This window comes from Streptomyces sp. NPDC058619 (assembly GCF_042717785.1).
Taxonomy (GTDB): domain Bacteria; phylum Actinomycetota; class Actinomycetes; order Streptomycetales; family Streptomycetaceae; genus Streptomyces.
This window is the reverse complement of record NZ_JBHXQN010000012.1, coordinates 34,473-59,232: the sequence shown is the minus strand read 5'-3', so window position 1 is coordinate 59,232 and position 24,760 is coordinate 34,473. Positions and strand designations below refer to the sequence as shown.

The 24,760-nt window shown below is 72.7% G+C and carries 24 protein-coding genes and 1 tRNA gene; 13 read left to right on the top strand and 12 right to left on the bottom strand.

Features of this window, described 5'->3' with window-relative positions; translation table 11 throughout:
- Nucleotides 1-38: 38 nt before the first annotated feature.
- Nucleotides 39-1,994, bottom strand: coding sequence for a prolyl oligopeptidase family serine peptidase (locus tag ACFWTC_RS14540; RefSeq protein ID WP_383916543.1), 1,956 nt, complete (start codon nt 1,992-1,994; stop codon nt 39-41).
- 128 nt (nt 1,995-2,122) lie between these two features.
- Between ACFWTC_RS14540 and codA the strand changes: the two genes are divergently transcribed.
- From codA to ACFWTC_RS14525, 3 genes are all read left to right on the top strand, one after another.
- Nucleotides 2,123-3,445: a cytosine deaminase gene (codA, locus tag ACFWTC_RS14535; RefSeq protein ID WP_384027536.1), complete on the top strand. Its 1,323-nt coding sequence runs from the start codon at nt 2,123-2,125 to the stop codon at nt 3,443-3,445.
- 773 nt (nt 3,446-4,218) lie between these two features.
- Entirely contained in the window at nt 4,219-4,755 is a 537-nt protein-coding gene (locus ACFWTC_RS14530) for a DUF5956 family protein (RefSeq protein ID WP_384027538.1), read from the top strand.
- Between the two features lie 388 nt (nt 4,756-5,143).
- A complete protein-coding gene (locus ACFWTC_RS14525; protein WP_384027540.1) occupies nt 5,144-5,656 on the top strand; it encodes a hypothetical protein in 513 nt (170 codons plus the stop codon).
- 156 nt (nt 5,657-5,812) lie between these two features.
- Here the strand turns inward: ACFWTC_RS14525 and ACFWTC_RS14520 are convergent.
- Nucleotides 5,813-5,886: transfer RNA gene (locus ACFWTC_RS14520), tRNA-Pro, on the bottom strand.
- 402 nt (nt 5,887-6,288) lie between these two features.
- On the bottom strand, nt 6,289-7,257 hold the full coding sequence (locus ACFWTC_RS14515) for a metallophosphoesterase (protein WP_383916556.1): 969 nt from the start codon (nt 7,255-7,257) through the stop codon (nt 6,289-6,291).
- Nucleotides 7,258-7,325: 68 nt separating this feature from the next.
- On the opposite strand from ACFWTC_RS14515, the gene ACFWTC_RS14510 reads away from it, so the two are divergent.
- Entirely contained in the window at nt 7,326-7,787 is a 462-nt protein-coding gene (locus ACFWTC_RS14510; protein ID WP_383916559.1) for a GatB/YqeY domain-containing protein, read from the top strand.
- A 131-nt stretch (nt 7,788-7,918) separates the two neighbouring features.
- Here ACFWTC_RS14510 and ACFWTC_RS14505 read toward each other — a convergent pair whose 3' ends face one another.
- Nucleotides 7,919-10,186, bottom strand: coding sequence for a transglycosylase domain-containing protein (locus ACFWTC_RS14505; RefSeq protein WP_384027542.1), 2,268 nt, complete (start codon nt 10,184-10,186; stop codon nt 7,919-7,921).
- Nucleotides 10,187-10,583: 397 nt separating this feature from the next.
- On the opposite strand from ACFWTC_RS14505, the gene ACFWTC_RS14500 reads away from it, so the two are divergent.
- A complete protein-coding gene (locus ACFWTC_RS14500; protein ID WP_267721232.1) occupies nt 10,584-10,934 on the top strand; it encodes a WhiB family transcriptional regulator in 351 nt (116 codons plus the stop codon).
- Between the two features lie 29 nt (nt 10,935-10,963).
- On the opposite strand, the gene ACFWTC_RS14495 is transcribed toward ACFWTC_RS14500, so the two are convergent.
- Together ACFWTC_RS14495 and ACFWTC_RS14490 are read right to left on the bottom strand one after the other, a co-directional pair.
- Nucleotides 10,964-12,358, bottom strand: a complete 1,395-nt coding sequence (locus ACFWTC_RS14495) for an ArsA family ATPase (protein ID WP_384027544.1) — start codon at nt 12,356-12,358, stop codon at nt 10,964-10,966.
- Nucleotides 12,355-13,335, bottom strand: a complete 981-nt coding sequence (locus ACFWTC_RS14490; protein WP_383926647.1) for an ArsA family ATPase — start codon at nt 13,333-13,335, stop codon at nt 12,355-12,357. The genes ACFWTC_RS14495 and ACFWTC_RS14490 overlap by 4 nt, the downstream gene beginning before the upstream one ends.
- 72 nt (nt 13,336-13,407) lie before the next feature.
- Here ACFWTC_RS14490 and ACFWTC_RS14485 point away from each other — a divergent pair, with 72 nt between their 5' ends.
- The 5 genes from ACFWTC_RS14485 to ACFWTC_RS14465 all read left to right on the top strand — a co-directional run bounded on the left by ACFWTC_RS14485 (nt 13,408) and on the right by ACFWTC_RS14465 (nt 16,268).
- Nucleotides 13,408-13,569 (top strand): DUF4177 domain-containing protein, encoded by a 162-nt coding sequence (locus ACFWTC_RS14485; RefSeq protein ID WP_007264966.1) that lies wholly within the window; start codon nt 13,408-13,410, stop codon nt 13,567-13,569.
- Nucleotides 13,566-14,039, top strand: a complete 474-nt coding sequence (locus ACFWTC_RS14480; RefSeq protein ID WP_383926650.1) for a RidA family protein — start codon at nt 13,566-13,568, stop codon at nt 14,037-14,039. Before ACFWTC_RS14485 ends, ACFWTC_RS14480 begins: the two co-directional genes overlap by 4 nt.
- A 197-nt stretch (nt 14,040-14,236) precedes the next feature.
- Complete coding sequence (locus ACFWTC_RS14475) at nt 14,237-15,136, top strand: NUDIX hydrolase (RefSeq protein ID WP_383926653.1); 900 nt, start codon at nt 14,237-14,239, stop codon at nt 15,134-15,136.
- A complete protein-coding gene (locus tag ACFWTC_RS14470) occupies nt 15,133-15,978 on the top strand; it encodes an MBL fold metallo-hydrolase (RefSeq protein WP_383926656.1) in 846 nt (281 codons plus the stop codon). Before ACFWTC_RS14475 ends, ACFWTC_RS14470 begins: the two co-directional genes overlap by 4 nt.
- On the top strand, nt 15,975-16,268 hold the full coding sequence (locus ACFWTC_RS14465) for a hypothetical protein (RefSeq protein WP_383926659.1): 294 nt from the start codon (nt 15,975-15,977) through the stop codon (nt 16,266-16,268). Before ACFWTC_RS14470 ends, ACFWTC_RS14465 begins: the two co-directional genes overlap by 4 nt.
- 6 nt (nt 16,269-16,274) lie before the next feature.
- Here ACFWTC_RS14465 and ACFWTC_RS14460 read toward each other — a convergent pair whose 3' ends face one another.
- Together ACFWTC_RS14460 and ACFWTC_RS14455 are read right to left on the bottom strand one after the other, a co-directional pair.
- Nucleotides 16,275-17,093, bottom strand: a complete 819-nt coding sequence (locus tag ACFWTC_RS14460; RefSeq protein WP_384027545.1) for a nucleotidyltransferase domain-containing protein — start codon at nt 17,091-17,093, stop codon at nt 16,275-16,277.
- Nucleotides 17,094-17,214: 121 nt separating this feature from the next.
- The gene (locus ACFWTC_RS14455; RefSeq protein WP_003981529.1) at nt 17,215-17,889 is read right to left on the bottom strand and encodes a Crp/Fnr family transcriptional regulator; all 675 of its coding nucleotides are present in this window, start codon (nt 17,887-17,889) and stop codon (nt 17,215-17,217) included.
- Between the two features lie 250 nt (nt 17,890-18,139).
- Here ACFWTC_RS14455 and nth point away from each other — a divergent pair, with 250 nt between their 5' ends.
- The 3 genes from nth to ACFWTC_RS14440 all read left to right on the top strand — a co-directional run bounded on the left by nth (nt 18,140) and on the right by ACFWTC_RS14440 (nt 21,178).
- Complete coding sequence (nth, locus tag ACFWTC_RS14450; protein ID WP_384027547.1) at nt 18,140-19,009, top strand: endonuclease III; 870 nt, start codon at nt 18,140-18,142, stop codon at nt 19,007-19,009.
- 218 nt (nt 19,010-19,227) lie between these two features.
- Nucleotides 19,228-19,962 (top strand): NUDIX hydrolase, encoded by a 735-nt coding sequence (locus tag ACFWTC_RS14445; protein WP_383926662.1) that lies wholly within the window; start codon nt 19,228-19,230, stop codon nt 19,960-19,962.
- A gap of 13 nt (nt 19,963-19,975) precedes the next feature.
- Nucleotides 19,976-21,178: a MarP family serine protease gene (locus ACFWTC_RS14440; RefSeq protein ID WP_384027549.1), complete on the top strand. Its 1,203-nt coding sequence runs from the start codon at nt 19,976-19,978 to the stop codon at nt 21,176-21,178.
- Nucleotides 21,179-21,323: 145 nt separating this feature from the next.
- Here the strand turns inward: ACFWTC_RS14440 and ACFWTC_RS14435 are convergent, their stop codons facing one another.
- From ACFWTC_RS14435 to nhaA, 4 genes are all read right to left on the bottom strand, one after another.
- The gene (locus ACFWTC_RS14435) at nt 21,324-21,497 is read right to left on the bottom strand and encodes a hypothetical protein (protein WP_383926668.1); all 174 of its coding nucleotides are present in this window, start codon (nt 21,495-21,497) and stop codon (nt 21,324-21,326) included.
- A 159-nt stretch (nt 21,498-21,656) separates the two neighbouring features.
- Nucleotides 21,657-22,616, bottom strand: coding sequence for an alpha/beta fold hydrolase (locus tag ACFWTC_RS14430; protein WP_383926671.1), 960 nt, complete (start codon nt 22,614-22,616; stop codon nt 21,657-21,659).
- Entirely contained in the window at nt 22,613-23,071 is a 459-nt protein-coding gene (locus ACFWTC_RS14425; RefSeq protein WP_383926674.1) for a phage holin family protein, read from the bottom strand. The genes ACFWTC_RS14430 and ACFWTC_RS14425 overlap by 4 nt, the downstream gene beginning before the upstream one ends.
- Nucleotides 23,072-23,126: 55 nt before the next feature.
- The gene (gene nhaA / locus ACFWTC_RS14420) at nt 23,127-24,509 is read right to left on the bottom strand and encodes a Na+/H+ antiporter NhaA (RefSeq protein WP_384027592.1); all 1,383 of its coding nucleotides are present in this window, start codon (nt 24,507-24,509) and stop codon (nt 23,127-23,129) included.
- Nucleotides 24,510-24,760: the final 251 nt, after the last annotated feature.

Sequence of the window (24,760 nt, the reverse complement as noted above, 5' to 3'; positions counted from 1 at the left end):
GCGGCCGGTTCCGTCTGCCGGGGCTCGGTTCGCCGGGGTCAGCGGGGGAGGTGCTTCAGGGTGAACTCCAGCTCCATCCGGACCTGCTTGATCCGCTCCTCCACGACCAGCGAGCCGTGGCCCGCGTCGAAGCGGTACACCTCGTGCTCCGCGCCCCGCCCCGCCAGCCGGTCGACGTAGTTGTCGATCTGCCGGATCGGGCAGCGCGGGTCGTTGACGCCCGCCGCGATGTACACGGGGGCCTTCACCGCGTCCACGTACGTCAGCGGCGAGGACGCCTCGAAGCGGTCCGGGACCTCCTCCGGGGTGCCGCCGAAGAGGGTGCGGTCCAGGGACTTCAGCGCCTCCATCTCGTCGTGGTAAGCCGTCACGTAGTCGGCGACCGGCACGGCGGCCAGGCCCACCGCCCAGGCGTCCGGCCGGGTGCCGAGGCCCAGCAGCGTCAGGTACCCGCCCCAGGAGCCGCCCGAGAGCACCAGCCGCGCCGGGTCCGCGAGGCCGGACTCCACCGCCCACCCGCGGACCGCCTCGATGTCCTCCAGCTCGATCAGGCCGACGCGGTGCTTGAGGGCGTCGGTCCACTCGCGGCCGTAGCCGGTCGAGCCGCGGTAGTTGACGCGGACGACCGCGAAGCCGTGGTCGAGCCAGGCCGCCGGGGTCGCCAGGAAGGCGTCGCTGTCGTGCCAGGTCGGGCCGCCGTGGATCTCGAAGATGGTCGGGAAGGGGCCGTCGCCGTGGCCGACGGGCCGCTGCGCCAGCGCGTGGACCCGTCCGCCGGGGCCCTCGACCCACACGTCCTCGACCGGCACCGAGCCCGGCGGCCGGAAGCCGGGCGGGTCCAGCACGACCCCGCCCGCGGTGGACCGTACGGAGGCCGGCTCGGCGGCCGAGGACCACTGGTACTCCACCGTCCCGTCGGGGCGGGCCGTCGCACCGGACACGGTTCCGGCCGGGGTCTCCACCGCGACCAGGGTCCGCTCGGCGAGGTCGTAGCGCCACAGTTCGCTGCGCGCCTCGAAGCTGTGCACGATCAGCAGCGCCGACCCGTCCGGGTACCACTCGGCGCTGACGTCGCCCGGCAGCTCGATGCCGAGTTCCGTCTCGGTGCCCGTGGACACGTCCCACACCATCGGCTCCCACCGGCCGCGCCGCTGGTGGCCGACGAGCAGCCGGGTGTCGCCGTCGACGGGCGCGAAGCCGAGCACGCCGAGGCCGAGGTCCTCGGTGCCGCCCTTGGAGTCGTCGAGCTCCGCGACCGTGGCGCCGTCGAGGGTGACCACGCGCAGCGCCGAGTGCATCGCGTCGCCGTGCTCGGTGTGCTCGATGACGAGCAGCGAGCCGTCGCGGGACAGGTCGCCCACTCCGGCGGACTCGCGGTGCCGGTAGATGACGCCGGGCGCGCTCCCGTCCGGCCGCACCACGTGGATCGTCGTGCCGTCCTCGTCGGTGGACCGGCCCACGACCGCCGTCCCGTCGCGCCCGATGGCCAGGCCCGCGGAGTACGAGGGCGCCAGCCCGGGCGTGGCCGGCTCGTCGGGGCCGCCCGCGAAGGGCTGGCGGACCCAGGTGCCGAACTCGTCGCCGTCGGTGTCGGAGAACCACCAGATCCACTCGCCGTCGGGGGAGAGCGTGCCGTCGGTGGTGCCGTTGGGGCGGTCCGTGGCCTGCCGCTGGGCGCCGGTGGCGCGGTCCCAGGCGTAGAGCTCGAAGGTGCCGGTCGCGTTCGAGACGAAGAGGGAGCGGTCCGGCGCGTCCTCGGCCCAGTCGGGCAGACCGACGCGCGGGGCGCGGAACCGCTTCTCCCACTCGGGGACCGCGTCGGGGGCGGTGTCGGGGGTCGCGCCCGGGGCCGTGTCCGGGGTCGTGTCCGCAGTCGTGTCCGGAGCCGCCGCGGGGGTCGCTCCGGCGTCGTTCGCTCCGGCGCCGTTCGCGCCGCTGCCGTTCACGTCGTTGCCGGTCTCGTCGTTGCCGGTCACATCGCTGTCGCTGGTCATGCCTCCCATTCTTGCCACACGCGGTCCCCGAACGACGACCCCGCCGGACGGGCGCCGCCCGGAACCGGCCGCCCGCCGCTTCCCGCCGCCTCCCGCGGGGTCGCGGGCGGCGTGCGTACGCTGGCGGCATGCGGATGATCGTCCGGGGCGCCCGGCTGCTGCACACCGAAGGCCACGACGGGGGCCCGGGCGCCCTCTGGGACGTGGAAGTGGGCGAGGACGGCCGGATCGCGCGCGTCCTGCCGCACGACGACCAGAAGGAACCCCCGGCCACCGGGGTCCTGATCGAGGCCCACGGGTCCCTGGTCACCGCCCCCTTCGTCGAACCGCACATCCACCTCGACACGGCCCTGACCGCCGGCGAGCCGCGCCCCAACGTTTCCGGCACCCTGTGGGAGGGCATCGCCTGCTGGAGCGAACGCAAGCGGACCCTGACCCGGGACGACGTCGTCGACCGGGCCACCGAGGTGCTGCGCTGGCAGGCGGCGCAGGGCGTGCTGCACGTGCGCACCCACTGCGACACCACCGACCCGGCCCTGACCGCCCTCGACGCCCTGCTCGAAGTGCGCGACCGGGTGCGGGACTTCATGACCCTGCAGATCGTGGCCTTCCCGCAGGAGGGCATCGTCTCCTTCCCGGACGGCGAGGCGCTGCTGCGCGAGGCGGTCCGGCGCGGCGCGGACGTCGTCGGCGCGATCCCGCACTTCGAGGACACGCGCGAGGACGGGGTCGCCTCGCTGGCCACGGCCTTCGCGCTCGCCGAGGAGCACGGGCTGCGCGTCGACGCGCACTGCGACGAGATCGACGACGAGCACTCCCGCTTCGTGGAGGTGCTGGCCACCCTGGCCCTGCGCTCGGGCCTGCGCGGACGCGCCACGGCCTCCCACACGACGGCGATGGGCTCCTACGGCGGCGCGTACAGCTTCAAACTCCAGCGCCTGCTGTCGCGTTCGGGGATCAACCTGGTCTCCAACCCCTTCGCCAACCTCAACCTCCAGGGCCGTTTCGACGCCTACCCCAAGCGCCGCGGCCTCACCCAGGTCAAGGAGATGCTGGCGGCGGGGGTGAACGTCGCCTTCGGCCACGACGACGTGATGGACCCGTGGAACGCGCTCGGCACCGGCAACCCGCTCCAGACCGCCCTCGTCGGCGTGTACGCCGCCCAGCTCACGGGCGCCGACGAGATCCCGGAGGCCTTCGCGATGGTGACGGACCGCGCCGCGCGCGTCCTGGGCCTCCCGGAGGCGGAGTACGGCATCGCGGAAGGCGCCCCGGCCTCCTTCGTCCTGCTCCCGGCGCCGACCCCGCTGGAGGCGATCCGCCGGCAGGTCCCCCCCCGGTACGTCGTCGCGCACGGGCGCGTCCTCGCGGAGAACCCGCCCGCCCCGGCCCGCCTGTCCTGGCCGGGGGAGCCCGGGTCCGAGGTCGACTTCACCCGCCGCCCCCGCTGACCGCCCGTTCCGTGACGGTGCACCCGCCGGACGCGTGACGGGGCCGCCGCCGAGGCGGCGAGGAACCGTGAACCTCAACTCCGCCCGCCCGTCCGCCCGTCCGCCCGTCCGCACGGGCCGCGCGCCACCTGGCGGCCCGGCGCGGATGCCTGCCGGACACCGGAGCCAACGAGGGGCCGGCCCGGACGCTCCGCGAACGGCAGGCCCTGGCCTGCCTGTCGCACCTGCCGCTCCCGGACGCCGCGCACCTGGCGTCCACCGCGCAGGGCCGGGAGGCGGTGTGGGGCGACCGCGACTCCGCGCTCTACGGGAGCCTCCTCCACGCCGGCATGACGCCGGTCGGCGTGGTGCGCGCGCTGGAGGCCTGGCAGCGGGCCCGGGCCACGCTCGACGCCCTGCCCGGGCGCCTCAAGCAGGGGCACGGCCACCTCCTCGCGTACGCCCGCGGCGAGCGGCAGCATCCGGCGGCTGCACTACTCCAAGTCGTCGTACTGGTGGGACGAAGCCATCGCCTCCCGACTGCCCGCCGCGACGGCGGCCGAGGCCGAACTGCTGGTGGGCCGCTACCGGGAGCTCCGGCCGGGCCGGAGGGCCGTACAGGCAGGAGACGCCGGCGCTGGACCTGTGGCACGAGCTGGTGCCGGGGCCGCGTCCGGCGGCGCGCCGCCCCCGAGGCCGGCGGGGCGGCGGGCGCGGGCGCCCGGAGCACGGCCTCGGGGCGCGCGGACGCGTCGGGCGGGGGTTGCGGGGGCGGTGCGGCGTAGCCTGCCCGCATGTCGTGGGACGAGGACGGAACGCCGCACCCGCTCGCACAGCGCCGCTCCGGCCGCAGCGAGCAGGAGCCGGACCGGCTGCCCGAGGTCCGGGAGCTGGAGGCGCTGGGCTGGGAGCGGGCCCCCGAGGGCGCGCGCTGGGCGTTCCTGCCGTACGTCTGGCCCGCACCGGCCCGTACCTGGGTCCCTGACCGGTCCACCCGCTGGGCGGTGGAGACCTCGCTCGACGGCCACGGCCACATCACCGCCGTCGAGTGCGCCCCGCTCGCCGGAGCCGACCTCGCCGGCCTGGACCGCGAGGCCGACGAGGCGCTCGCCGCCCTCGGCCTCCCGCCCCGGCCGCCGGGCCGGCTGTGGCTGCTGCGCCCCCTCGGCGACCTCCCGACGCTCGAAGCGGTCCTGGCCCACCTCGACGCGGCGGCGACCGCCCGCGCGCTGAACCCCCACGACGCCCCGGCGCTCCTCACCCTGACCCGCACGGAACTGACGGCCCTGGCCACGACTCCGCCCGCCCAGGCGGACGGCGCGGCGGGGTGAAGACGCTGACCCGCTGCCGGAAGTCGTCGTGGAGAAGGCGGAGTTCGCCCGTCGGGGGCGCCCGCCTACTCTGAAGGGGACCAGTCCCCCCGCGCCGCCCGGCGCCGTCACAGCGATCACCGGTTCCTCCGGATCGGGAAGGCCACCGGTGTTCTCCCCGATCCAGCGCTTCCACGCCCTGGACGGCGGCGGCATCCGCCTCGACGGTACGGACATCCGCTCGCCGTGCCGACCTCCGGCGCCGCCTCGCCCACGTCGAGCAGGACCCCCGATGCTCGTGGGAACGCTCGGGAAAACCTCTCCACCCGACGCCACCGCCGGGACCGTGCGCCCGGCCGTACCGCCTGCGCCGCACCGCAGGTTCCGACCGCACCGAAGGACTCGACCCATGAACGACTCGTCCCGAACCCCCATCGAGGACACGCACTTCGGCGCGATCATCGTCCGCCAGGACGGCCAGGAGGCCCTTCAGGTCGAGGGCGAGGGGATACCCCGCGTGACCCTGGAGCGCGACCCGGGCTCCGAGGCGGACCCGCAGACGGCCATCGGCACCCGCGACCCCGTGCACCTGACGATGCGGATCGACGGCCGGAAGATCGAGCTGAAGTCGGCAAAAGGGGGCCTGACCAGGCGTTCCTACCGGGTGGACGTGGCATGCGAGGGAGCCCTCTACCGCCTGGTCCCGGACTCCGTCCCCAGCAGCCGGCTGACCCGCGACGGCGCGCACATCGGCGACTTCTCCTCCGACGGCGACGAGCTGGTGCTCGCCGAATGGCAGGAGGGCGCCGAACTCCGCCCGGCGGACGCGTCGATCGGCTACGCGCTGGCCTCGGCCTTCGGCACGGGCGGCCAGCCCCTGTGGATGATGATCGCCGACGGAGTGAGCAGCGCCCTGTCGTAAAAACCCGTCACGCCTGATCCGGCCCGGACGAGGCCCACCTCGTCCGGTGGCCGCTTGGTCATCGCGGAGTTCCCCCAGGGTCCTCCCGAGAGGGCGGGGAAACAAGCAGAGCCGGTGTCTTTTGCAAGACACCGGCTCTGACCTGGTACTACAGCGTCGGGGTGGCGGGATTTGAACCCACGACCTCTTCGTCCCGAACGAAGCGCGCTGCCAAGCTGCGCTACACCCCGAGCGTCGCCTTGGCAGCGTGTGCTGTCCTGGCGACATCGATTACTTTAGCGGACCTCCGGCCGGAGACGAAATCCGGTTTTCGCGGGCCGGGTGCACGGCCAGTGGCGACGCCCGGCGGAAGCGGTCCGCCGCCGCCAGCGCGAGCCCCAGGGCGTAGAAGGCGAGCTCCAGGACGGGCGGCGTTCAGCGCGGCGCCCGCGAGCCGTACCGGGCCACGTCGAGGAAGGGGTACGGGTAGCGGCCCTTCGTGCCGGGAGCCAGGAGGGCGCCCCGGACCAGGCACGCTGCCGTGGGCGCACTCGATGGCGATCCCCGTCGCCGCCGCCGCGGCGATCAGGGCGCGGAAGCCCGTCGCGGCGGCGAGGGTGCGGGCGCGGGAGGGCGGCGGCGGGATCATGCCGTCAACATGCGGGGGCCGGCCCCCGCACGTCCCCGGTGCCTGGCGTCAGCGTCAGGAGCGTCGCCTCCGGCGGGCAGGCGAAGCGGACCGGGGTGTACCGGTTGGTGCCGCAGCCCGCCGAGACGTGGAGGTACGCGCGGTTGCCGTCCGCCTCGTGCGTGGAGAGCCCCTTCACGCGCTTCGTGTCCAGGTCGCAGTTGGTGACGAGCGCCCCGTAGAACGGGATGCACAACTGCCCGCCGTGGGTGTGCCCCGCGAGGATCAGCGGGTACCGGTCGGCGGTGAAGGACTCCAGTACGCGCAGGTACGGGGCGTGCACGACGGCCATCGAGAAGTCGGCATCCGCCTCCGGACCGCCCGCCACCCGCTCGTAGCGGTCCCGCTTGATGTGCGGGTCGTCCAGGCCGGTGAAGGCCAGCTCCAGGCCGTCCAGCTTCAGCCGGCCCCGGGTGTTGGTGAGGTTCAGCCAGCCCGCCGCGTCGAAGGCGTCCCGCAGGTCCTCCCACGGGTTGTGGACGGCGCCGACGACCGGCTTGTTGCCGTTCAGCCCGTGTCGGCCCTGCGTCCGCTCGATGAGGTAGCGCCCGGGGTTGCGCAGCCGCGGTCCGTAGTAGTCGTTGGACCCGAAGACGTACACCCCCGGGAAGTCCAGCAGCGGGCCGAGGGCGTCGAGCACCTCCGGCACGCCGTCGGTGTCCGAGAGGTTGTCGCCGGTGTTCACGACGAAGTCGGGGCGCAGGCCGGCGAGGGACTGCAGCCAGGCGCGCTTCTTGCGCTGCCCGCCGACCATGTGGATGTCCGACACCTGGAGTACGCGCAAAGGGCGCATTCCCGGGGGCAGGACGGGCACCGTGACCCGGCGCAGGCGGAACGACCGCGCCTCGAATCCGGCGGCATAGGCCACACCAGCGGTCCCCACCGCCGCGATTGCGGCAGCAGCCTTCAGGGGTACTCCGTAACGCGCGCGCATGGACCCATCGTCGCAGACGGGGAAAACACCCGGGCACCATCGGCCCCACACCTGGCAGACTCATGTGCATGACCACGCTCAAGGCCAAGCTCCAGGAAGACCTCACGACCGCCATCAGGGCGCGCGACGAGCTGCACTCGTCGACGCTGCGCCTGACCCTCTCCGCCATCACCAAGGAGGAGGTCGCCGGCAGGGAAGCCCGCGTGCTCTCCGACGAGGAGGTCCTCAAGGTGATCGCGAAGGAGGCGAAGAAGCGCCGCGAGGCAGCGGATGCCTTCGCCCAGGGCGGCCGTCCCGAGCAGGCCGCCCGGGAGACCGCGGAGGGCGAGTTCCTCGACACGTACCTGCCCAAGCAGCTCACCGACGACGAGCTCGTCGCGATCGTGACGCAGGCCGTCGAGGAGGCCAGGGCGGCGGGCGCCGAGGGGCCGCGGGCCATGGGCGCCGTCATGAAGATCGTGAACCCGAAGGTGGCCGGGCTGGCGGAGGGCGGCCGCGTCGCCGCCGTCGTCAAGCAGCAGCTGTCCTGACCGGACGACCCGGTTGGAAGGGTTGCCCGGTCGAACGGGTGAGGGCCCGGCCGGATCGATCCGGCCGGGCCCTCACCCGTTCGTGCCTCTGCCTCCGGTGCTCTGGTGCTCCGGACTCCGGCAGGCCGCGCCTACTGCCCGATCCCCGGGAAGGGGAAGGGGAAGGGGTTCTCCGGGTCGCCGCCACCGCCGCCATCGCCGCCGGCGTTCGCGGCTCCGGCGTTCGTCTGCCCGCCGGGCTTGTTGTCCCCGCCCGGCTTGCCCGGCTTCCCGGGCCTGCTCGGGTTCGTCGCCGGAGGCTTGTTGCCCCGAGGGCCGCCCGCCGGGACGTTCGGCTCGGGGATGCTGACCGTGGTGAAGCCGGGGGCCTCGCGCCCGGACAGGGCGCCCGAGACCGCGTCCTTCCAGATCGGACCGGGCAGCCCGCCGCCGAAGACCTTGTCGTAGGACCGGCCGCCGATCACGATGTCCTCCATCGTGATCTTCTTCGCGCCGCCGGAGCCGACCCACACCGCGCCGGAGACGTTCGGCGTGTAGCCGACGAACCAGGCGTTGTAGCGGTTGTCCGTCGTACCGGTCTTGCCCGCGCTGTCGCGGTCGCTCAGGCCGGCCCGTTCACCGGTACCGGAGTCCACCACCCCGCGCAGCAGCGTGTTGATGGTGTCGGCGGTGTCCTGCGACATCGCCCGGTCGCACTTGGACTTCGGCACGGCGAGGGCCTTGCCGTGCGAGTCGGTGATCGACTCGATGGCGACCGGGGTGCAGTAGGTGCCGCGGTTGGCGAAGGCCGCGTACGCGTTGGCCATCGTCAGCGGTGACATCTCCTCCGAGCCGAGCGCGATGGCCGGGCCGTCGGCCAGCTTCGCGCCGCTCGCCGGGACGACACCGAGCTTCTTCGTCATCTCGGACACCGGGCACAGGCCGATCTCGGAGATCATCTCGACGAAGTAGGTGTTGATCGACTTCTCCATGGCCGTCCGCAGCGCATAGGGGCCGATCTCGTCCTCGGTCTCGTTCTTCGCCGTCTCCTTGTTGTTGACGTTGATGTACTGCGAGCCGTCGCAGCGGGAGATCGGGCTCGGGTAGTCCATCTTGTTCGGCGCCTGGTAGACCTTCGTCGGCGGCAGGCCCCGCTCCAGCGCGGCGGCCGCGATGAAGGGCTTGAAGGTCGATCCGACCTGGAAGCCGAAGTTCGAGCCGCCCATCCGCTTGTCCACGGAGTAGTTGATCTGGGTCTCATTCTTGCCGAAGCCGTACGGCTTGGACTGACCCATCGCCAGGACCCGCCCGGTGCCCGGCTGGACCAGGGTGACCGCCGTCGCGATCGAGTCCTCCTGGTACACGTGGTCCTTGATCGACTCGTTGGCCGCGTCCTGCGACTGCGGGTCCAGGGTCGTCCGCACGGTCAGGCCGCCCTGGTTCCAGACCTTGGCCCGCTCCTCGCGCGTCTTGCCGAAGACGGCGTCGGTCAGGAACGTGTTGCGCACGTAGTCGCAGAAGAAGCCGGCGCCCTTGACCGCGGTGATGCACCCGTTGCGCGGCTTCGTCACCTTCAGGGTGACGGGCTTGGCCTTCGCCACGTCCGCCTCGGCCTGCGAGACGTCCTTCATGTCGGCCATGCGCTGCAGGACGATGTTGCGCCGCTTCATCGCCTCCTGCGCGTCGTTCACCGGGTCGTACCGGCTCGGCGACTGCACGATCCCCGCGAGCAGCGCCGACTCCTCCAGCGCCAGGTCCTTGGCGGGCTTGCTGAAGTAGCGCTGGGCCGCGGACTCGACGCCGTACGCCTGCTGGCCGAAGTACGTGATGTTGAGGTAGTTCTCGAGGATCTTCTTCTTCCCGAGTTCCTCCTCGACCTGGATCGAGTACTTCAACTCGCGGATCTTGCGTCCGAGGCTCTTCTCCTGCGCCTCGCGCACCTTCGTCTCGTCGTCGCCGGCCTCCTCGACGAAGACGTTCTTCACGTACTGCTGGGTAAGGGTGGAGGCGCCCTGCGCCGCGCCGCCCTCCTGCGCGTTGCGGTTGACCGCGCGCAGGATGCCCTTGAGGTCGACGGCCCCGTGTTCGTAGAAACGGGAATCCTCGATCGCGACGATCGCCTTCTGCATGTACGGGGAGACCGCCGTGAGCGGGACCACCTGCCGGTCCCGTGAATAGACGGTGGCGATCAGGCCACCCTCGGAGTCCAGGATCGTGGTCCGCTGGCTCAGCGGCGGAGTCTTGAGATTGGCCGGGATCTCGTCGAATCCCTCGACCGTGCCCTTGGCCGCCAGACCCAGGGCGCCTGCCGCCGGGATGGCCATGCCTGCCAGTACAACTCCGGAGAGAACGGACACTCCGAGGAACTTGACGGCCTGCTGGCTCCCCGTGAGCCCGCCGCCCGAGCGCTTCTTTCCCATGGAGGGCAGCCTACGTTCTCATTCACCGGACACGCGCGAATGCCTTGGCCTAAGCTGTCCCCAACTGTCACAGCAGTGCGGTGCGACATCAACCCCTCGGCTTGTTTTTCACCCTTCCCGAATGGGGTGGACGCGTGTCCGAATCTCGCCCCCTGTGTCATCCGAGTCGCGTCGGCGCTATCCCAATTTCACCCGAATCGCCGGAATGGCCGGGCATGTCGCCGGATCACTCCGTCGGGTGATCTGCCGCTTACCCATAGTCCGTTCGGACCATTCAAGATTGGGCCCGTCGGGGGTGTTGCGCGGTGCCCACCTTCCGTAACGTCCTCAACTGGCAGCGGTGAATATGCCTCTGCCGCCGTGGGGGAGCCTCGATTCGGGAGAGGACGGCGCCGGGATGGGCTGGGTTACCGACTGGAGTGCGCAGGCAGCCTGCCGCACTACCGATCCGGATGAACTTTTCGTTCAAGGAGCGGCACAGAACAGGGCCAAGGCGGTGTGCACCGGATGTCCGGTGCGGACCGAATGCCTGGCCGACGCCCTCGACAATCGCGTCGAGTTCGGCGTGTGGGGCGGCATGACCGAGCGGGAACGACGCGCGCTGCTGCGCCGGCGTCCCACCGTCACCTCGTGGCGACGGCTGCTCGAAACCGCTCGTACGGAGTACGAGCGCAGTACCGGCATCCTCACCATGGATGACGACACGGAGATCGACGTTCCGTACGAGACGTACGCGGCAGCCGGGTAGGCCGCCCGGGCGCCACGTCGTAAGGACGTCTACGCTCCGGCCGAAACCCCGGCCGCGAGTCGCTCTCCGATGGCCCGCAGCCCGGCGAGGTCGTGCACGTCGCCGGGCAGGGCGGCCACTTCGGCCACCGCCACTTCGGGGTGCAGCGAGGTGAAGCGGTCGCGTGTGCGTCGTTCACGCGCGATCACCTGCATCCTCTCGGCGTGCAGGCGCAGCAGCCCCGCCGTGATCACGTCCACCGTGATCGCGTCGTCGGCCGCGTGCGCGCCGTTCTCGTCGTGCGAGTCGTACGCGCCGCTCTGGTCGTGCGAGTCGTACGTGTCGTACGCGTCCTGCGTGTCGACTTCCGCGGTGTCGCGTACGGCGCTGGGGGAGCCGGTCTCGGGAGTTCCCGCGGGAGCCTCGGCGGCCTCCGCGGCCGCGTCACGAAGTCCAGCTTTCCCGGACTCCTGATCGACAATGCACCCTTCTTCAAGATTCTCTGCGGCGGCCAACGCCCGCTCCGCGGACAGCTGGTCGGCGCCGCTGCCGTGCACCCGGTTCAGGACCAGCCCCGCCAGCGGCATGCTCTCCGCGGCCAGCCGTTCGACGAAGTACGCCGCCTCGCGCAGAGCGTCCGGTTCCGGGGCCGCGACCACCAGGAAGGCCGTACCGGGTGCCTGGAGCAGCCGGAACGTGGCGTCCGCGCGGGTGCGGAAGCCGCCGAACATCGTGTCCATCGCGGCCACGAAGGTCTGTACGTCCTTCAGCAGCGAGGCACCCATCAGCTTGCTGAGCGTGCCCGTCATCATCGACATGCCGACATTGAGGAACTTCATCCCGGCCCGGCCGCCCACCTTCGCCGGAGCCATCAGCACCCGGATGAACTTCCCGTCCAGGAAGGACCCGAGGCGTTTCGGGGCGTCCAGGAAGTCCAGCGCCGAGCGGCTCGGCGGGGTGTCCACGATGATCAGGTCCCAGTCGTCCCGGGCCCGCAGCTGGCCCAGCTTCTCCATCGCCATGTACTCCTGCGTGCCCGCGAAGCCGGCCGACAGGGACTGGTAGAAGGGGTTGGCCAGGATGGCCTGGGCCCGCTCGCCGTCCGCGTGCGCCTCGACGATCTCGTCGAAGGTCCGCTTCATGTCCAGCATCATGGCGTGCAGTTCACCGCCGTCCGCCCCCACGGAACCCACCTTGCGCGGCGTGTTGTCGAGCGAGTCGATGCCCATCGACTGGGCGAGCCGCCGCGCCGGGTCGATGGTCAGCACCACCGCCTTGCGCCCGCGCCCGGCCGCCCGTACGCCCAGTGCCGCGGCCGTGGTGGTCTTCCCGACCCCGCCCGAACCGCAGCACACGATGATCCGGGTCTCCGGGTCGTCCAGCAGCCGGTCGACCGCCAGCCGCGGCGGAGTGTCCAGGCCCACGGTGTCCACCCCCTCGCTCATTCGGCCACCGTCTGCTTCCGCAGGTCCTTGGCGAGCGTGTACAGCCCCGCCAGATCCATCCCCGTGCCCAGCAGGGGGAGTTCGTACGCGGGCACGTCCAGCCCGTTCAGCACGGCGCGCTGCGCGCGCTCCAGCTCCACCCGGCCCGCGTGCTCGGCCGCCTGCGCGAGCAGCGGGTCCACCAGCCGCCCGGCCAGCCCGCCGCGGCGCGCCCCGCCGAGTCCCGCCCGGGACAGTGCCTTCGCCACGTCGGCGCGGTGGTCGCCGGCCGCGGCGCGCAGGGTGTCCTCGTCCAGGTGGTGCGGCCGCACCATGTTCACCACGACCCGGCCCACCGGCAGCCCGGCCTGCCGGAGCTCCGCGATGCCGTCCGCGGTCTCCTGCACCGGCATCTCCTCCAGCAGGGTGACCAGGTGCACGGCCGTCTCGGGGGACTTGAGCACCTTCATGACGGCCTGCGCCTGGTTGTGGATCGGGCCGAACCGGGCCAGGCCCGCCACCTCGTCGTTCACGTTCAGGAAGCGGGTGATCCGGCCGGTCGGCGGCGCGTCCATGATCACGTGGTCGTAGACGAACCCGCCGGCCTTGTTCCTGCGCCGGACGGCCTCGCACGCCTTGCCGGTCAGCAGGACGTCCCGCAGCCCGGGGGCGATGGTCGTCGCGAAGTCGATCGCGCCGAGCTTCTTGAGGGCGCGGCCCGCCGAGCCGAGCTTGTAGAACATCTGGAGGTAGTCCAGCAGCGCCCGCTCGGCGTCGATGGCGAGCGCGAAGACCTCACCGCCCCCGGGAGCGACGGCGATCTTCCGCTCCTCGTAGGGGAGCGCCTCGGCGCCGAAGAGCTGCGCGAGCCCCTGCCTGCCCTCGACCTCCACCAGTAGAGTCCGCCTGCCCTCGCGTGCGAGGGCGAGCGCGAGTGCGGCGGCGACCGTGGTCTTGCCGGTGCCGCCCTTGCCGCTGACCACCTGGAGCCTGCTCACAGCGTCCGAGCCTAACCACTCGGCCCACGGGCCGCGCAGGAGCCCCGCACCACAGGCATTACCCTCGCTCCCATGACCAAGAAGTTCGAATACGCGACCGTCCCGCTGCTGGTCCATGCCACCAAGCAGATCCTGGACACCTGGGGCGAGGACGGCTGGGAGCTCGTCCAGGTCGTGCCCGGGCCGAACAACCCCGAGCAGCTGGTGGCCTACCTCAAGCGGGAGAAGGCATGAGCGGCGTCGTCGAGGCGCGGCTGGCCGAGCTCGGCCTGACCCTGCCGGAGGTCGTCCCGCCGCTGGCCGCGTACCAGCCGGCCGTGCGGTCCGGCGCGTACGTGTACACGGCGGGCCAGCTCCCGATGGTCAAGGGCAGCATGCCGGTCACCGGCAAGGTCGGCGCCGAGGTCTCGGCGGAGCAGGCCAAGGAGCTCACCGCCGTCTGCGCGCTGAACGCCCTGGCCGCCGTCAAGTCGGTCATCGGTGACCTGGACAAGATCGTGCGCGTCGTGAAGGTGGTCGGCTTCATCGCCTCGGCCCCCGACTTCACGGCCCAGCCGGGCGTGCTGAACGGCGCGAGCGAGCTGCTGGGCGAGGTCCTCGGCGAGAAGGGCGTCCACGCCCGCAGCGCGGTCGGCGTGGCGGTCCTCCCGCTGGACGCGCCCGTCGAGGTCGAGATCCAGGTCGAGGTCGAGCCCTCCGCCTGACGCGGCCGGCCGGCGTCCGCCGGTCCGTCCGCCTGTTCGTCCGTACGGAGACGGGCCGGGTCGCGCGGGGCGCGCCCCGGCCCGTTCGCGTCGGTACCCCCGCAGGGCCGGGCCCCGGCCCGCTTCCGGGCGGCCGGACGGCCGGGCGCCGCGAGGTGCCCCTCGAACATCGGGCCGGATGGCCGTAGCATCCCGCCATGCCGAATGGTCAGTACGGTCAGCAGCAGCCCCCCGCCGGAGGCCAGTGGTACCCGCCGGAGTGGCCCGACCGCATCCGCGCGCTCGCGGACGGCTCGATCACCCCGGTCGCACCGCGGCGGGCCGCCACCGTGATGCTGCTGCGCGACACTCCCGCCGGGCCCGCCGTGCACATGCTCCGCAGGCGGGCCTCGATGGCCTTCGCCGGCGGCGCGTACGCGTATCCCGGCGGCGGGGTCGACCCCCGCGACGAGGAGCACCAGGTCGGCTGGGCGGGTCCCTCCCGGAGCGACTGGGCCGCCCGGCTGGGCACCGATCCGGCCACCGCCCAGGCGATCGTCTGCGGAGCGGTCCGCGAGACCTTCGAGGAGGCGGGCGTCCTGCTCGCCGGCGAGACCCCGGACACCGTCGTGGGCGACACCACCGGCGACGACTGGGAGGCCGACCGGGCGGCCCTCGTCGCCCGCGAACTGTCCTTCGCCGCGTTCCTGGACCGCCGCGGCCTGCGGCTGCGCTCCGACCTGCTGGGGGCGTGGGCGCGCTGGATCACCCCGGAGTTCGAGCCGCGCCGCTACGACACCTGGTTCTTCGTCGCCGCCCTCCCCGTCGGCCAGCGCACCCGCAACGCCTCCACCGAGGCGGACCGCACGGTCTGGATCCGCCCCGCCGAGGCGGCCGCCGGGTACGACAAGGGCGAGCTGCTGATGATGCCGCCGACGATCTCCACCCTGCGCTCCCTGGAGCCGTACGGGAGCGCCGCCGAGGCGCTCGGCGCGGCCGCGGCGCAGGACCTCGCCCCGGTGCTGGCCCGGGCCTCGCTGGAGGACGGGCAGCTGGTGCTCAGCTGGCCGGGCCACGACGAGTTCACGAAGCGAGTGCGCCCGGGAGGTCCCGCATGACCGATGCCGCCGCTCTTCCCGGGCAGCCCCGCGGCCTGGTCGTCTCCGGGCCGGCCACCGCCCGCGCGGTCAACGTCCTGGCCCCCAACGCCTCCGCGATGACCCTGGACGGCACCAACACCTGGCTGCTGTCCGAGCCGGGCTCCGAGCTGGCCGTCGTCGTCGACCCCGGACCGCTGGACGAGGGGCACCTGCGCGCGGTCGTCGCCACCGCCGAGCGGGCGGGCAAGCGGATCGCGCTCACCCTCCTCACGCACGGCCACCCGGACCACGCCGAGGGCGCCGGCCGCTTCGCCGAGCTCACCGGCACCCGCGTCCGCGCCCTGGACCCGGCCCTGCGCCTCGGCGACGAGGGCCTGGCCGCCGGGGACGTGATCCGGACCGGCGGACTGGAGCTGCGGGTGGTCCCGACCCCGGGCCACACCAGCGACTCGCTCTGCTTCCACCTGCCCGCCGACGGGGCCGTGCTGACGGGCGACACGATCCTCGGGCGCGGCACCACCGTCGTGGCCCACCCCGACGGCCGTCTGGGCGACTATCTGGACTCCCTGCGCCGGCTGCGCTCGCTCGCCGTAGACGACGGGGTGCACACCGTCCTGCCGGGGCACGGGCCCGTCCTGGAGGACGCGCAGGGGGCCGTGGAGTTCTACCTGGCCCACCGGGCCCACCGGCTCGCCCAGGTGGAGACCGCCGTCGAGAACGGCTTCACCACCCCCGAGGAGGTCGTCGCCCGGGTCTACGCGGACGTCGACCGCTCGCTGTGGCCGGCCGCGGAATGGTCCGTCCGGGCGCAGCTCGAGTACCTTCAAGATCACGGACTGATCCCGGGAGGGCCCGAGTGAACGACTTGTTCCTGCTGCTGATGCTGGTCGCGACGGCCGCCTGGGTCACCTCGGCGGTGACCCTGCGCCTGCAGCGCCTGGAGCGCCGGGCGGACCGGGCGGAGCGCCGCCTGGGCCTGATCCTGGACCATCTCGGCATCGTCGAGCCGGAGCCGGCGGGCCTGGACGGGGTACGGGCACTGCTGCGCGACGGCCGCCGGATCGAGGCGATCAAGGCCTACCGCAGCGCCACGGGCGCGGGCCTGGCGGAGGCGAAGTCGGCCGTCGAGGCCCTGGAAATCACCCTGTAGGGCCGCTCAGGAGCCCTCCGGGGGCTTGCGGGGGGTCTTGGTGCCGTGCCGGGCCGCGTACTCGTCCGCGAGCCACGGGCCGAGGTCCTCGACGTACGCGCGGAGCACGGCCGGGTCGGCGACCGGGTCCAGGGCCACCGCGGCCGCCGCCCGCATCTGGGCCGCGCGCTGCGGGTAGTACCGGCCGAAGACCTCCGCGGACTCGGCGAGGTCGCTGGTCCAGCCGCCCCACCTCGGCATCACCAGCGTGAACCCGGTGCGCACGAGGTGCCGCGAGAGGCCCCGGGTCAGCCGGCGCAGTTCCTCCGGGGTCGAGGCGGCCGCGGCGCGGGCGCGCAAGCCCGGCAGCATGGCGGCCAGGTCGCCGTTGGTCTCCCGGGCGAGCAGGCCGTCCGGGCGGTAGCGCGGCAGGTGCTCGGCCAGGTCCGCGCCGAGGAGCGGGGTGCACAGGCAGGCGAGGAACCAGCCGAGGTCGTACCGCTCGGCCTCGCTCAGCAGGTTCTCCTTGCCGTGGAGCAGGATCCCCACCCCGTCGATCGCGGGAAAGTCCCCGTCCAGCCCGCGCGCCAGCACCTCGGCGGTGTCGCGGTCCTCGGCGCCGGGCTCGTGGTGCAGGGCGAGCAGCAGGTCCAGGTCGGACCGGCCCGGCCGGGCGGTCCCGCGCGGCACGGACCCGTACAGGTACGCGCTGTGCAGCCGGTGCCCGTACGCCTCGGCGGTCCGCGCCCGCGCGGCCGCGACGACGCCGGCGAAGGCGGCGGGCACCCGGCCCAGGGACCCCTCGCGCTTGAAGTACCCGTCCGTGTCCAGCCCCCTGTGCTCCATGGCTCCACTGTGCCCCGTCGGCAGGCGGGGCGGCCCGGCGGGGTCGCGTGAGGCGGCCGCGGGACGCGCGAAGGGGCCCTGCCCGGCGTGCGGGCAGGACCCCTTCAGGGTGCGACGGGCGTCAGCGGGACCGCTTCGCGAGGCGCTCCACGTCCAGCAGGATCACGGCGCGCGCCTCCAGGCGCAGCCAGCCGCGGCCCGCGAAGTCGGCCAGCGCCTTGTTCACGGTCTCGCGGGAGGCGCCGACGAGCTGGGCGAGCTCCTCCTGCGTGAGGTCGTGCACCACGTGGATGCCCTCCTCGGACTGCACGCCGAAACGGCGCGACAGGTCGAGGAGCGCCCGCGCCACACGGCCCGGAACGTCGGAGAAGACCAGGTCGGACATCTGGTCGTTGGTCTTGCGCAGGCGCCGGGCCACGGCGCGCAGGAGGGCGGTGGCGACCTCGGGCCGGGCGTTGAGCCAGGGCTGCAGGTCGCCGTGGCCGAGGCCGAGGAGCTTGACCTCGGTCAGTGCGGTGGCGGTGGCGGTGCGCGGGCCCGGGTCGAAGAGCGACAGCTCGCCGATCAGCTCGCCGGGGCCGAGGACGGCCAGCATGTTCTCGCGGCCGTCGGGGGAGGTGCGGTGGAGCTTCACCTTGCCCTCGGTCACGACATACAGCCGGTCACCGGGGTCGCCCTCGTGGAACAGGGCGTCACCGCGTGCGAGGGTCACCTCGCCCATGGAGGCGCGGAGCTCCGCGGCCTGCTCGTCATCGAGCGCCGCGAAGAGCGGGGCACGCCGCAGTACGTCGTCCACGAGTCTCTCTCCTATGTCGACCAGCTCAGGGGTCCGTGTCCCCATTTTGCCGGACGGCTCAAACAGTGCGATCAATCACAAGGATGCCGGACGGACGGGTGTGCTGTGCGGCGAGAGGCCAATCGGGGTGGTGTTACCTGAGGTCCGGGCGGGTGTCAGCGGCCGGCCTTAGGCTGGCCGGGTGTCCAACAAGCCGGTGAGAGCACAGGCCAAGGGGTCCGCCGGAGTGACGGCACCCCGCAATTCAGCCGTGGGCGAACACGCCCCTGTGGAGGCGCCCGCGAAGGCCCCGCCCGCCCCCGAGGGCAAAGGTTCGGCCAAGAAAGCGAAGCCGGTCCGCGGCGAGTCGCACCTGGCCATGGTGCGCAGGGCCCGCCGGATCAACCGCGAGCTGGCCGAGATCTACCCGTACGCCCATCCGGAGCTGGACTTCCGCAACCCCTTCGAGCTCCTCGTCGCGACGGTGCTGTCCGCGCAGACCACCGACCTGCGGGTGAACCAGACGACCCCGGCCCTGTTCGCCGCCTACCCGACCCCCGAGGACATGGCGGCGGCCGCCCCCGAGGATCTGGAGGAGCTCATCCGGCCGACCGGGTTCTTCCGGGCGAAGTCCCGCTCGCTGCTCGGCCTCTCGCAGGCCCTGCGGGAAGACTTCGGCGGGGAGGTGCCGGGCCGGATCGAGGACCTGGTGAAGCTGCCGGGGGTCGGCCGCAAGACCGCGAACGTGGTGCTCGGCAACGCGTTCGGCGTCCCCGGGATCACGGTCGACACCCACTTCGGCCGGCTGGTGCGCCGCTGGAAGTGGACCGGGCAGGAGGACCCGGAGAAGGTCGAGGCGGAGATCTGCGCGATCTTCCCCAAGAGCGAGTGGACGATGCTCTCGCACCGGGTCGTCTTCCACGGCCGCCGGATCTGCCACTCCCGCAAGCCGGCCTGCGGAGCCTGCCCGATCGCCCCGCTGTGCCCCGCGTACGGGGAGGGCGAGACGGACCCGGAGAAGGCGAAGAAGCTGCTCAAGTACGAGAAGGGCGGCCAGCCGGGCCAGCGGCTGACCCCGCCCCCGGACTACCCGGGGCTCCCGGCCCCGCCGTTGGCCGCGCGGGCGGCGGCGCAGCCGTAGGAACGATTCGGTACCCGGACCGCGTTTGGCGGTGTGGGAGAACACGGACAGGGGTGCCTATGACTGGGGCTACGCAGAACCGCCCGGCCGACGCCGGTACGCAGAGGGCGGCCCGCGGGACGGTGGGCTCCGCCGAGCCGCCGGGCCGGGCCGCCGCTCCGCCCGGCCCGCTCCCTGCCGCGCCTGGTGGGCCCGGTGGGGCCGGCGGGGCCCCTGTGGTGCCCGGGCCGCCCCCGGGCGCGCAGCAGGCCCCGTACGGCGCCTTCCCGCCCCCTGCCGGGCGGGGCAGCACCGAGCTCACCACCGACGGGCTGCCCGGCTGGCTCGGCCCGGTCGTGGACGCCGCCCGGACGGTCCGCCCGGCCCAGCTGAGCCGGTTCCTGCCGCCCGAGGACGGGCGGGGCCGCCAGTCCGCGGTGCTGATCCTGTTCGGCGAGGGCCCCCGCGGCCCCGAGCTCCTCCTCATGGAGCGGGCCAGCAGCCTCCGTGCCCACCCCGGCCAGCCCTCCTTCCCCGGCGGCGCCCTCGACCCCGAGGACGGCGACCCGCAGACCACCGGGCCGCTGCGCGCCGCCCTGCGCGAGGCCGAGGAGGAGACCGGCCTCGATCCCGCCGGGGTCCAGCTCTTCGGGGTGCTGCCCCGCCTCTACATCCCGGTCAGCGAGTTCGTCGTGACCCCGGTGCTGGGCTGGTGGCGGGCCCCGAGCCCGATCGGCGCCGTGGACCCGGCCGAGACGGCGCGGGTGTTCACGGTTCCCGTGGCGGATCTCACGGACCCCGGCCACCGGGTCACCGTCGTCCACCCGAGTGGGCACCAAGGTCCCGCGTTCACCGTCGAATCGGCTCTGGTCTGGGGTTTTACCGCCGGAGTGATCGACCGGATCCTGCATTTCGCGGGCTGGGAGCTCCCTTGGGACCGATCCCGGCACGTACCGCTCGACTGGCGCTCATGAGACGGTGGCCCATGTGAACGTGCTGGACATCCTGTTGCTGGTCGCCGCCGTGTGGTTCGCGATCGTGGGCTACCGCCAGGGGTTCGTCGTCGGCATCCTGTCGGTGATCGGCTTCCTCGGCGGTGGTCTCATCGCCGTGTCCCTGCTCCCGCTGATCTGGGACCGGGTGACCGACAACGGCACCCAGGTGTCCACCACGGTCGTCGTCATCGCCGTCGTCGCGATCATCATCTGCGCCTCGATCGGTCAGGCCCTGACGACCCATCTGGGCAGCCGCCTGCGGCGCTACATCACCTGGTCGCCGGCGCGCGCGCTGGACGCGACCGGCGGCGCCCTGGTCAACGTGGTCGCGATGCTGCTGGTGGCGTGGCTGATCGGCTCGTGGGTCGCCGTCACCTCCCTGCCCACGGTGGGCAAGGAGGTCCGCAACTCCAAGGTGCTGACGGGCGTGTCGCGGGTCCTGCCGGACCAGGCGAACACCTGGTTCTCGGACTTCAGTTCCACCCTCGCGCGCAACGGCTTCCCCCAGGTGTTCAGCCCGTTCTCCAACGAGCCCATCACCGAGGTGAGGGCGCCCGACCCGGCGCTCGCCACCAGCCCCGTCACCGGGCAGGCCAAGCGCTCGATCGTGAAGGTCGTCGGCACCGCGCCCAGTTGCAGCAAGGTGCTGGAAGGCACCGGTTTCGTCTTCGCGCCCGGCAAGGTGATGACCAACGCCCACGTCGTGGGCGGGGTCACCGAACCGACCGTGCAGATAGGCGGCGAGGGCAAGCTCTACGACGCCAAGGTCGTGCTCTACGACTGGGCGCGCGACATCGCCGTCCTGGACGTGCCGAAGCTGAAGGCCCCGCCGCTGGAGTTCATCGACAAGGACGCGGGCAGCGGCAGCGACGCGATCGTCGCCGGCTTCCCGGAGAACGGCGCCTACGACGTCCGCCCGGCCCGTGTCCGCGGCCGGATCAACGCCAACGGCCCGGACATCTACCACCGGGGCACCGTCCGCCGTGACGTGTACTCGCTGTACGCGACGGTCCGCCAGGGCAACTCCGGCGGCCCGCTGCTCACGCCCGACGGCAAGGTGTACGGGGTCATCTTCGCGAAGTCGCTCGACGACCCGAACACCGGTTACGCCCTGACGGCGGACGAGATCCGCGACGACATCCGGCTCGGCGCCGCCGCCACGCGCAGGGTCGACAGCCAGACCTGCGCCCTCTGAGCCGTACGGGCGCGGAGGTCCGTACGGCACGAGGGTGCGTCCACGAGTCGGTGTCCGCATGTGGAGCGTCCGCAGGCGGAGCGTCTGCGTGCGAAGCGTTTGCGTGCGAAGCGGGTGCGCCGGCGTCCGTGCGCCGCGCCGGGCTCTACGTCCGCGGGTGGCGGAGCCGTGCCGAGACCCAGCGGGCGCGGCGGCGCAGGATGCGCGGAATTCCGAGCCGGAGGTCGTGGCCGTGCCGGCCAGGCCTCTCGTGGGTGCCCGGCGCGGTGGCCGAGCGGCGTTCGTGTGCGGTGTCACCGTAGTCGTGCGTCCAGCTCATACTCCGAGCTGTGCCCGTGCCCCAAGGTCGGTAATCCCGTCCGGGGCGGCCAATTGGCCTATGCGCCGGGCAATTGAATGCTTGTCATATGGGAGCGGCCGCGGACTGCCGGTGCGTCAGGATCCCCCGGGAGCCGCCCCGCAGCCCGACCGGGGCGCCTCAGCGGTCCGGCTCGGGGTCCTTGAGCCAGTTCACGAGCTCGGTGGAGAACGCCGCCGGGTCCTCCTCGTGCGGGAAGTGCCCGAGGCCGTCGAACAGTCGCCACCGGTACGGGGCTTCGACGTACTCGCCGGAGCCCGCCGCGCTCCGCGTCCGCATCACCGGGTCGAGCGAGCCGTGCAGGTGCAGGGTCGGCACCCGGACCGGGCGCTTCATCCGGCGGTTGAACTGGAGCCCGTCGGGACGGGCCATCGACCGCATCATCCAGCGGTACGGCTCCACCGAGCAGTGCGCGGTGGACGGGATGCACATCGCCCTGCGGTAGACGTCGAGGTCCGCGTCCTCGGGGTGGAGCGGTCCCGACCAGTCGCGGATCAGCTCGCCCACGAGGGCCCCGTCGTCGGCGACGAGCTGCCGCTCGGGGACGAACGGCCGCTGGAAGCCCCAGATGTGCGAACTGGCCCTGGTCTGCCCGAAGTCCGACAGCATCGCGGAACGCCAGCGACGGGGGTGCGGCATGGAGGAGACCACGAGCCGGCGCACCAGCTTGGGCCGCATCACGGCGGCCGTCCAGGCGAGGTAGCCGCCCAGGTCGTGCCCGACCAGGGCGGCGTCCGGCTCGCCGAGGGACCGTACGACCCCGGTGATGTCGAGCGCGAGGTTGGCGGGGTCGTAGCCGCGCGGGGTGCGGTCGCTGCCGCCCACGCCGCGCAGGTCCATCGCGACCGCCCGGTACCCGGCGTCGGCGAGCGCCGTGAGCTGGTGGCGCCAGGTCCACCAGAACTGCGGGAAGCCGTGCAGGAGCAGCACCAGCGGCCCGTCCCCGAGCTCGGCGACGTGGAAACGCGCGCCGTTGGCCGCGACGTCGCGGTGGGTGACCTTGCGGCCGCCGGGGAGGTCGAGCCGTACCGCCGTGGCAGCAGTGGGGGGAGTGCTGGGGTCCGGCGTGGGCGCTGTCATGAGGACGAGCGTGTCACACCCACGGCCTGGTCACTCACCGGCCGCGGGTGCGGCTTGACGGTCCCGACGAGCGCCGCGGTCTGCTTGACGGACTCGATGGTCTTCACCGGGGGCTTGACCTTCTTGAACTTCGCCCACGCGAGCAGCCCGATCAGAACCGCGACCAGCCAGAACACCGCTCCCACGATCAGGAAGCAGGCCCACAGCGGCAGCCCGAGATTGTGGATGCCGTACGCCGCGGCGAAACTCAGTACGGGGATGGAGAAGACGATCAGCACGCCCGCTACGATCGCGGCGCCACTGCCGATGCCCGCCCGCTTGACGTCCTGCTTGATCTCCACCTTCGCGAGGGCGATCTCGTCGTGCACCAGGGCGGACATCTCGGCGGTGGCCGAGGCGACCAGCTGGCCGAGTGTGCGCTCGGCTCCCCGCGCCCCTTGGTCCACTGCGCTCATTCGCTCTCTCCCTCTGTCGTCTGCTGTCGGCGGCTGTCCTGCGTCGTCTGTCAGATCATGCCGGACGGTCGGCTCCGGCGCTGGACCCGGATGCCGCTTCGGACGTGGCGGCCGATGCCGCCGCGGCCCTGCGGCGGTGCTCGGCGGCCCTGTCCTCGTAGATCCGGGCCATCCGGAGGTGGTACTCGGGCTTGTCCTCCTCGTAGATGTCGGGGATGCCGTCGTGGTCCTCGTCGCGCTCCTCCGCCTCGGTGAGCGCCCGGTACTTCCGGTCGCGGAGCTTGAGCAGGACGCACGCGACGACGGCGGCGATCAGCGAGCCGATCAGTACGGCCGCCTTGACCTCGGAGGTGAGGACCGGGTCGTCGCTGAAGGCGAGTTCGCCGATGAGGAGGGAGACGGTGAAGCCGATGCCGGCGAGCGAGGCCACGGCGAGCACGTCGGGCCAGGCCAGGTCGTCGTTCAGCTCGGCCTTGGTGAAGCGGGCCGCCAGCCAGGTGCCGCCGAAGATGCCCACCGTCTTGCCGACGACCAGGCCGAGGACCACGCCGAGGGTCTCGGGGCGGGTGAAGACCTGGGCGATGGCCTCGTCGGAGAGGGAGACACCGGCGGAGAAGAACGCGAAGAGGGGTACGGCCAGTCCGGCGGACAGGGGCCGTACGAGGTGCTCGATGTGCTCGCCCGGGGACTGGGACTCGCCCTCCCTGCGGGAGCAGCGGAGCATCAGGCCCATGGCGACACCGGCGATGGTGGCGTGGACGCCGCTGTTGTACATCAGGCCCCAGATGACCAGGGCGAGCGGGACGTAGACGTACCAGCCGTGGACCTCTTTGCGGAGCAGGAACCAGAAGAGGACCAGGCCCGCGAGGGCCCCGCCGAGCGCCGCGAAGTTGAGGTCGCTGGTGAAGAACACCGCGATGATCATGATGGCGAAGAGGTCGTCGACGACCGCGAGGGTCAGCAGGAAGGCGCGCAGGGCGGAGGGCAGCGAGGTGCCGATGACCGCGAGTACGGCGAGGGCGAAGGCGATGTCGGTGGCGGTGGGAACCGCCCACCCGTCCATCGAGCCGCTGCCGAGGGTGTTGACCAGTACGTACACCAGCGCGGGTGCGGCCATGCCGCAGAGGGCGGCGATCACCGGGAGGGCGGCGGCCTTCGCGTCGCGCAGGTCGCCCGCGACGAGCTCGCGCTTGAGCTCGATGCCGGCGACGAAGAAGAAGATCGCGAGCAGGCCGTCGGCCGCCCAGTGCTGGAGCGAGAGGTCGAGGCCGAGGGAGGCCGGGCCGATGTGGAAGGACCCGACGCTGTAGTAGCTCTCCGAGATGCCGGGGACGTTCGCCCAGATCAGGGCGGCGACGGCCGCCACGAGCAGCAGCACGCCGCCGACGGTCTCGGTGCGCAGCGCGGCGGCGACGAAACGGCGCTCGGGCAGCGACATCCGGCCGAGGAGCTTGCGGCTGGGGGTGGGCGTGGGCGTGTCCACGGTGGGGGCACCTCCGGTTGGTCGACGGCATGGCTCATGCAGTTGCCGACCAGACTTCCCGGCGCACCCTGTGTTGTTCGCACTGTTCGGACGTCCCTTGAGACGTCACCTATTGACGTTTCACCTATTTTACAGGGCTGCACAGTCGTATCGGGTGACCATCACCTTAAACGGGCGGAGGGCGTCCCGCGCGTGACGCGCCGGAC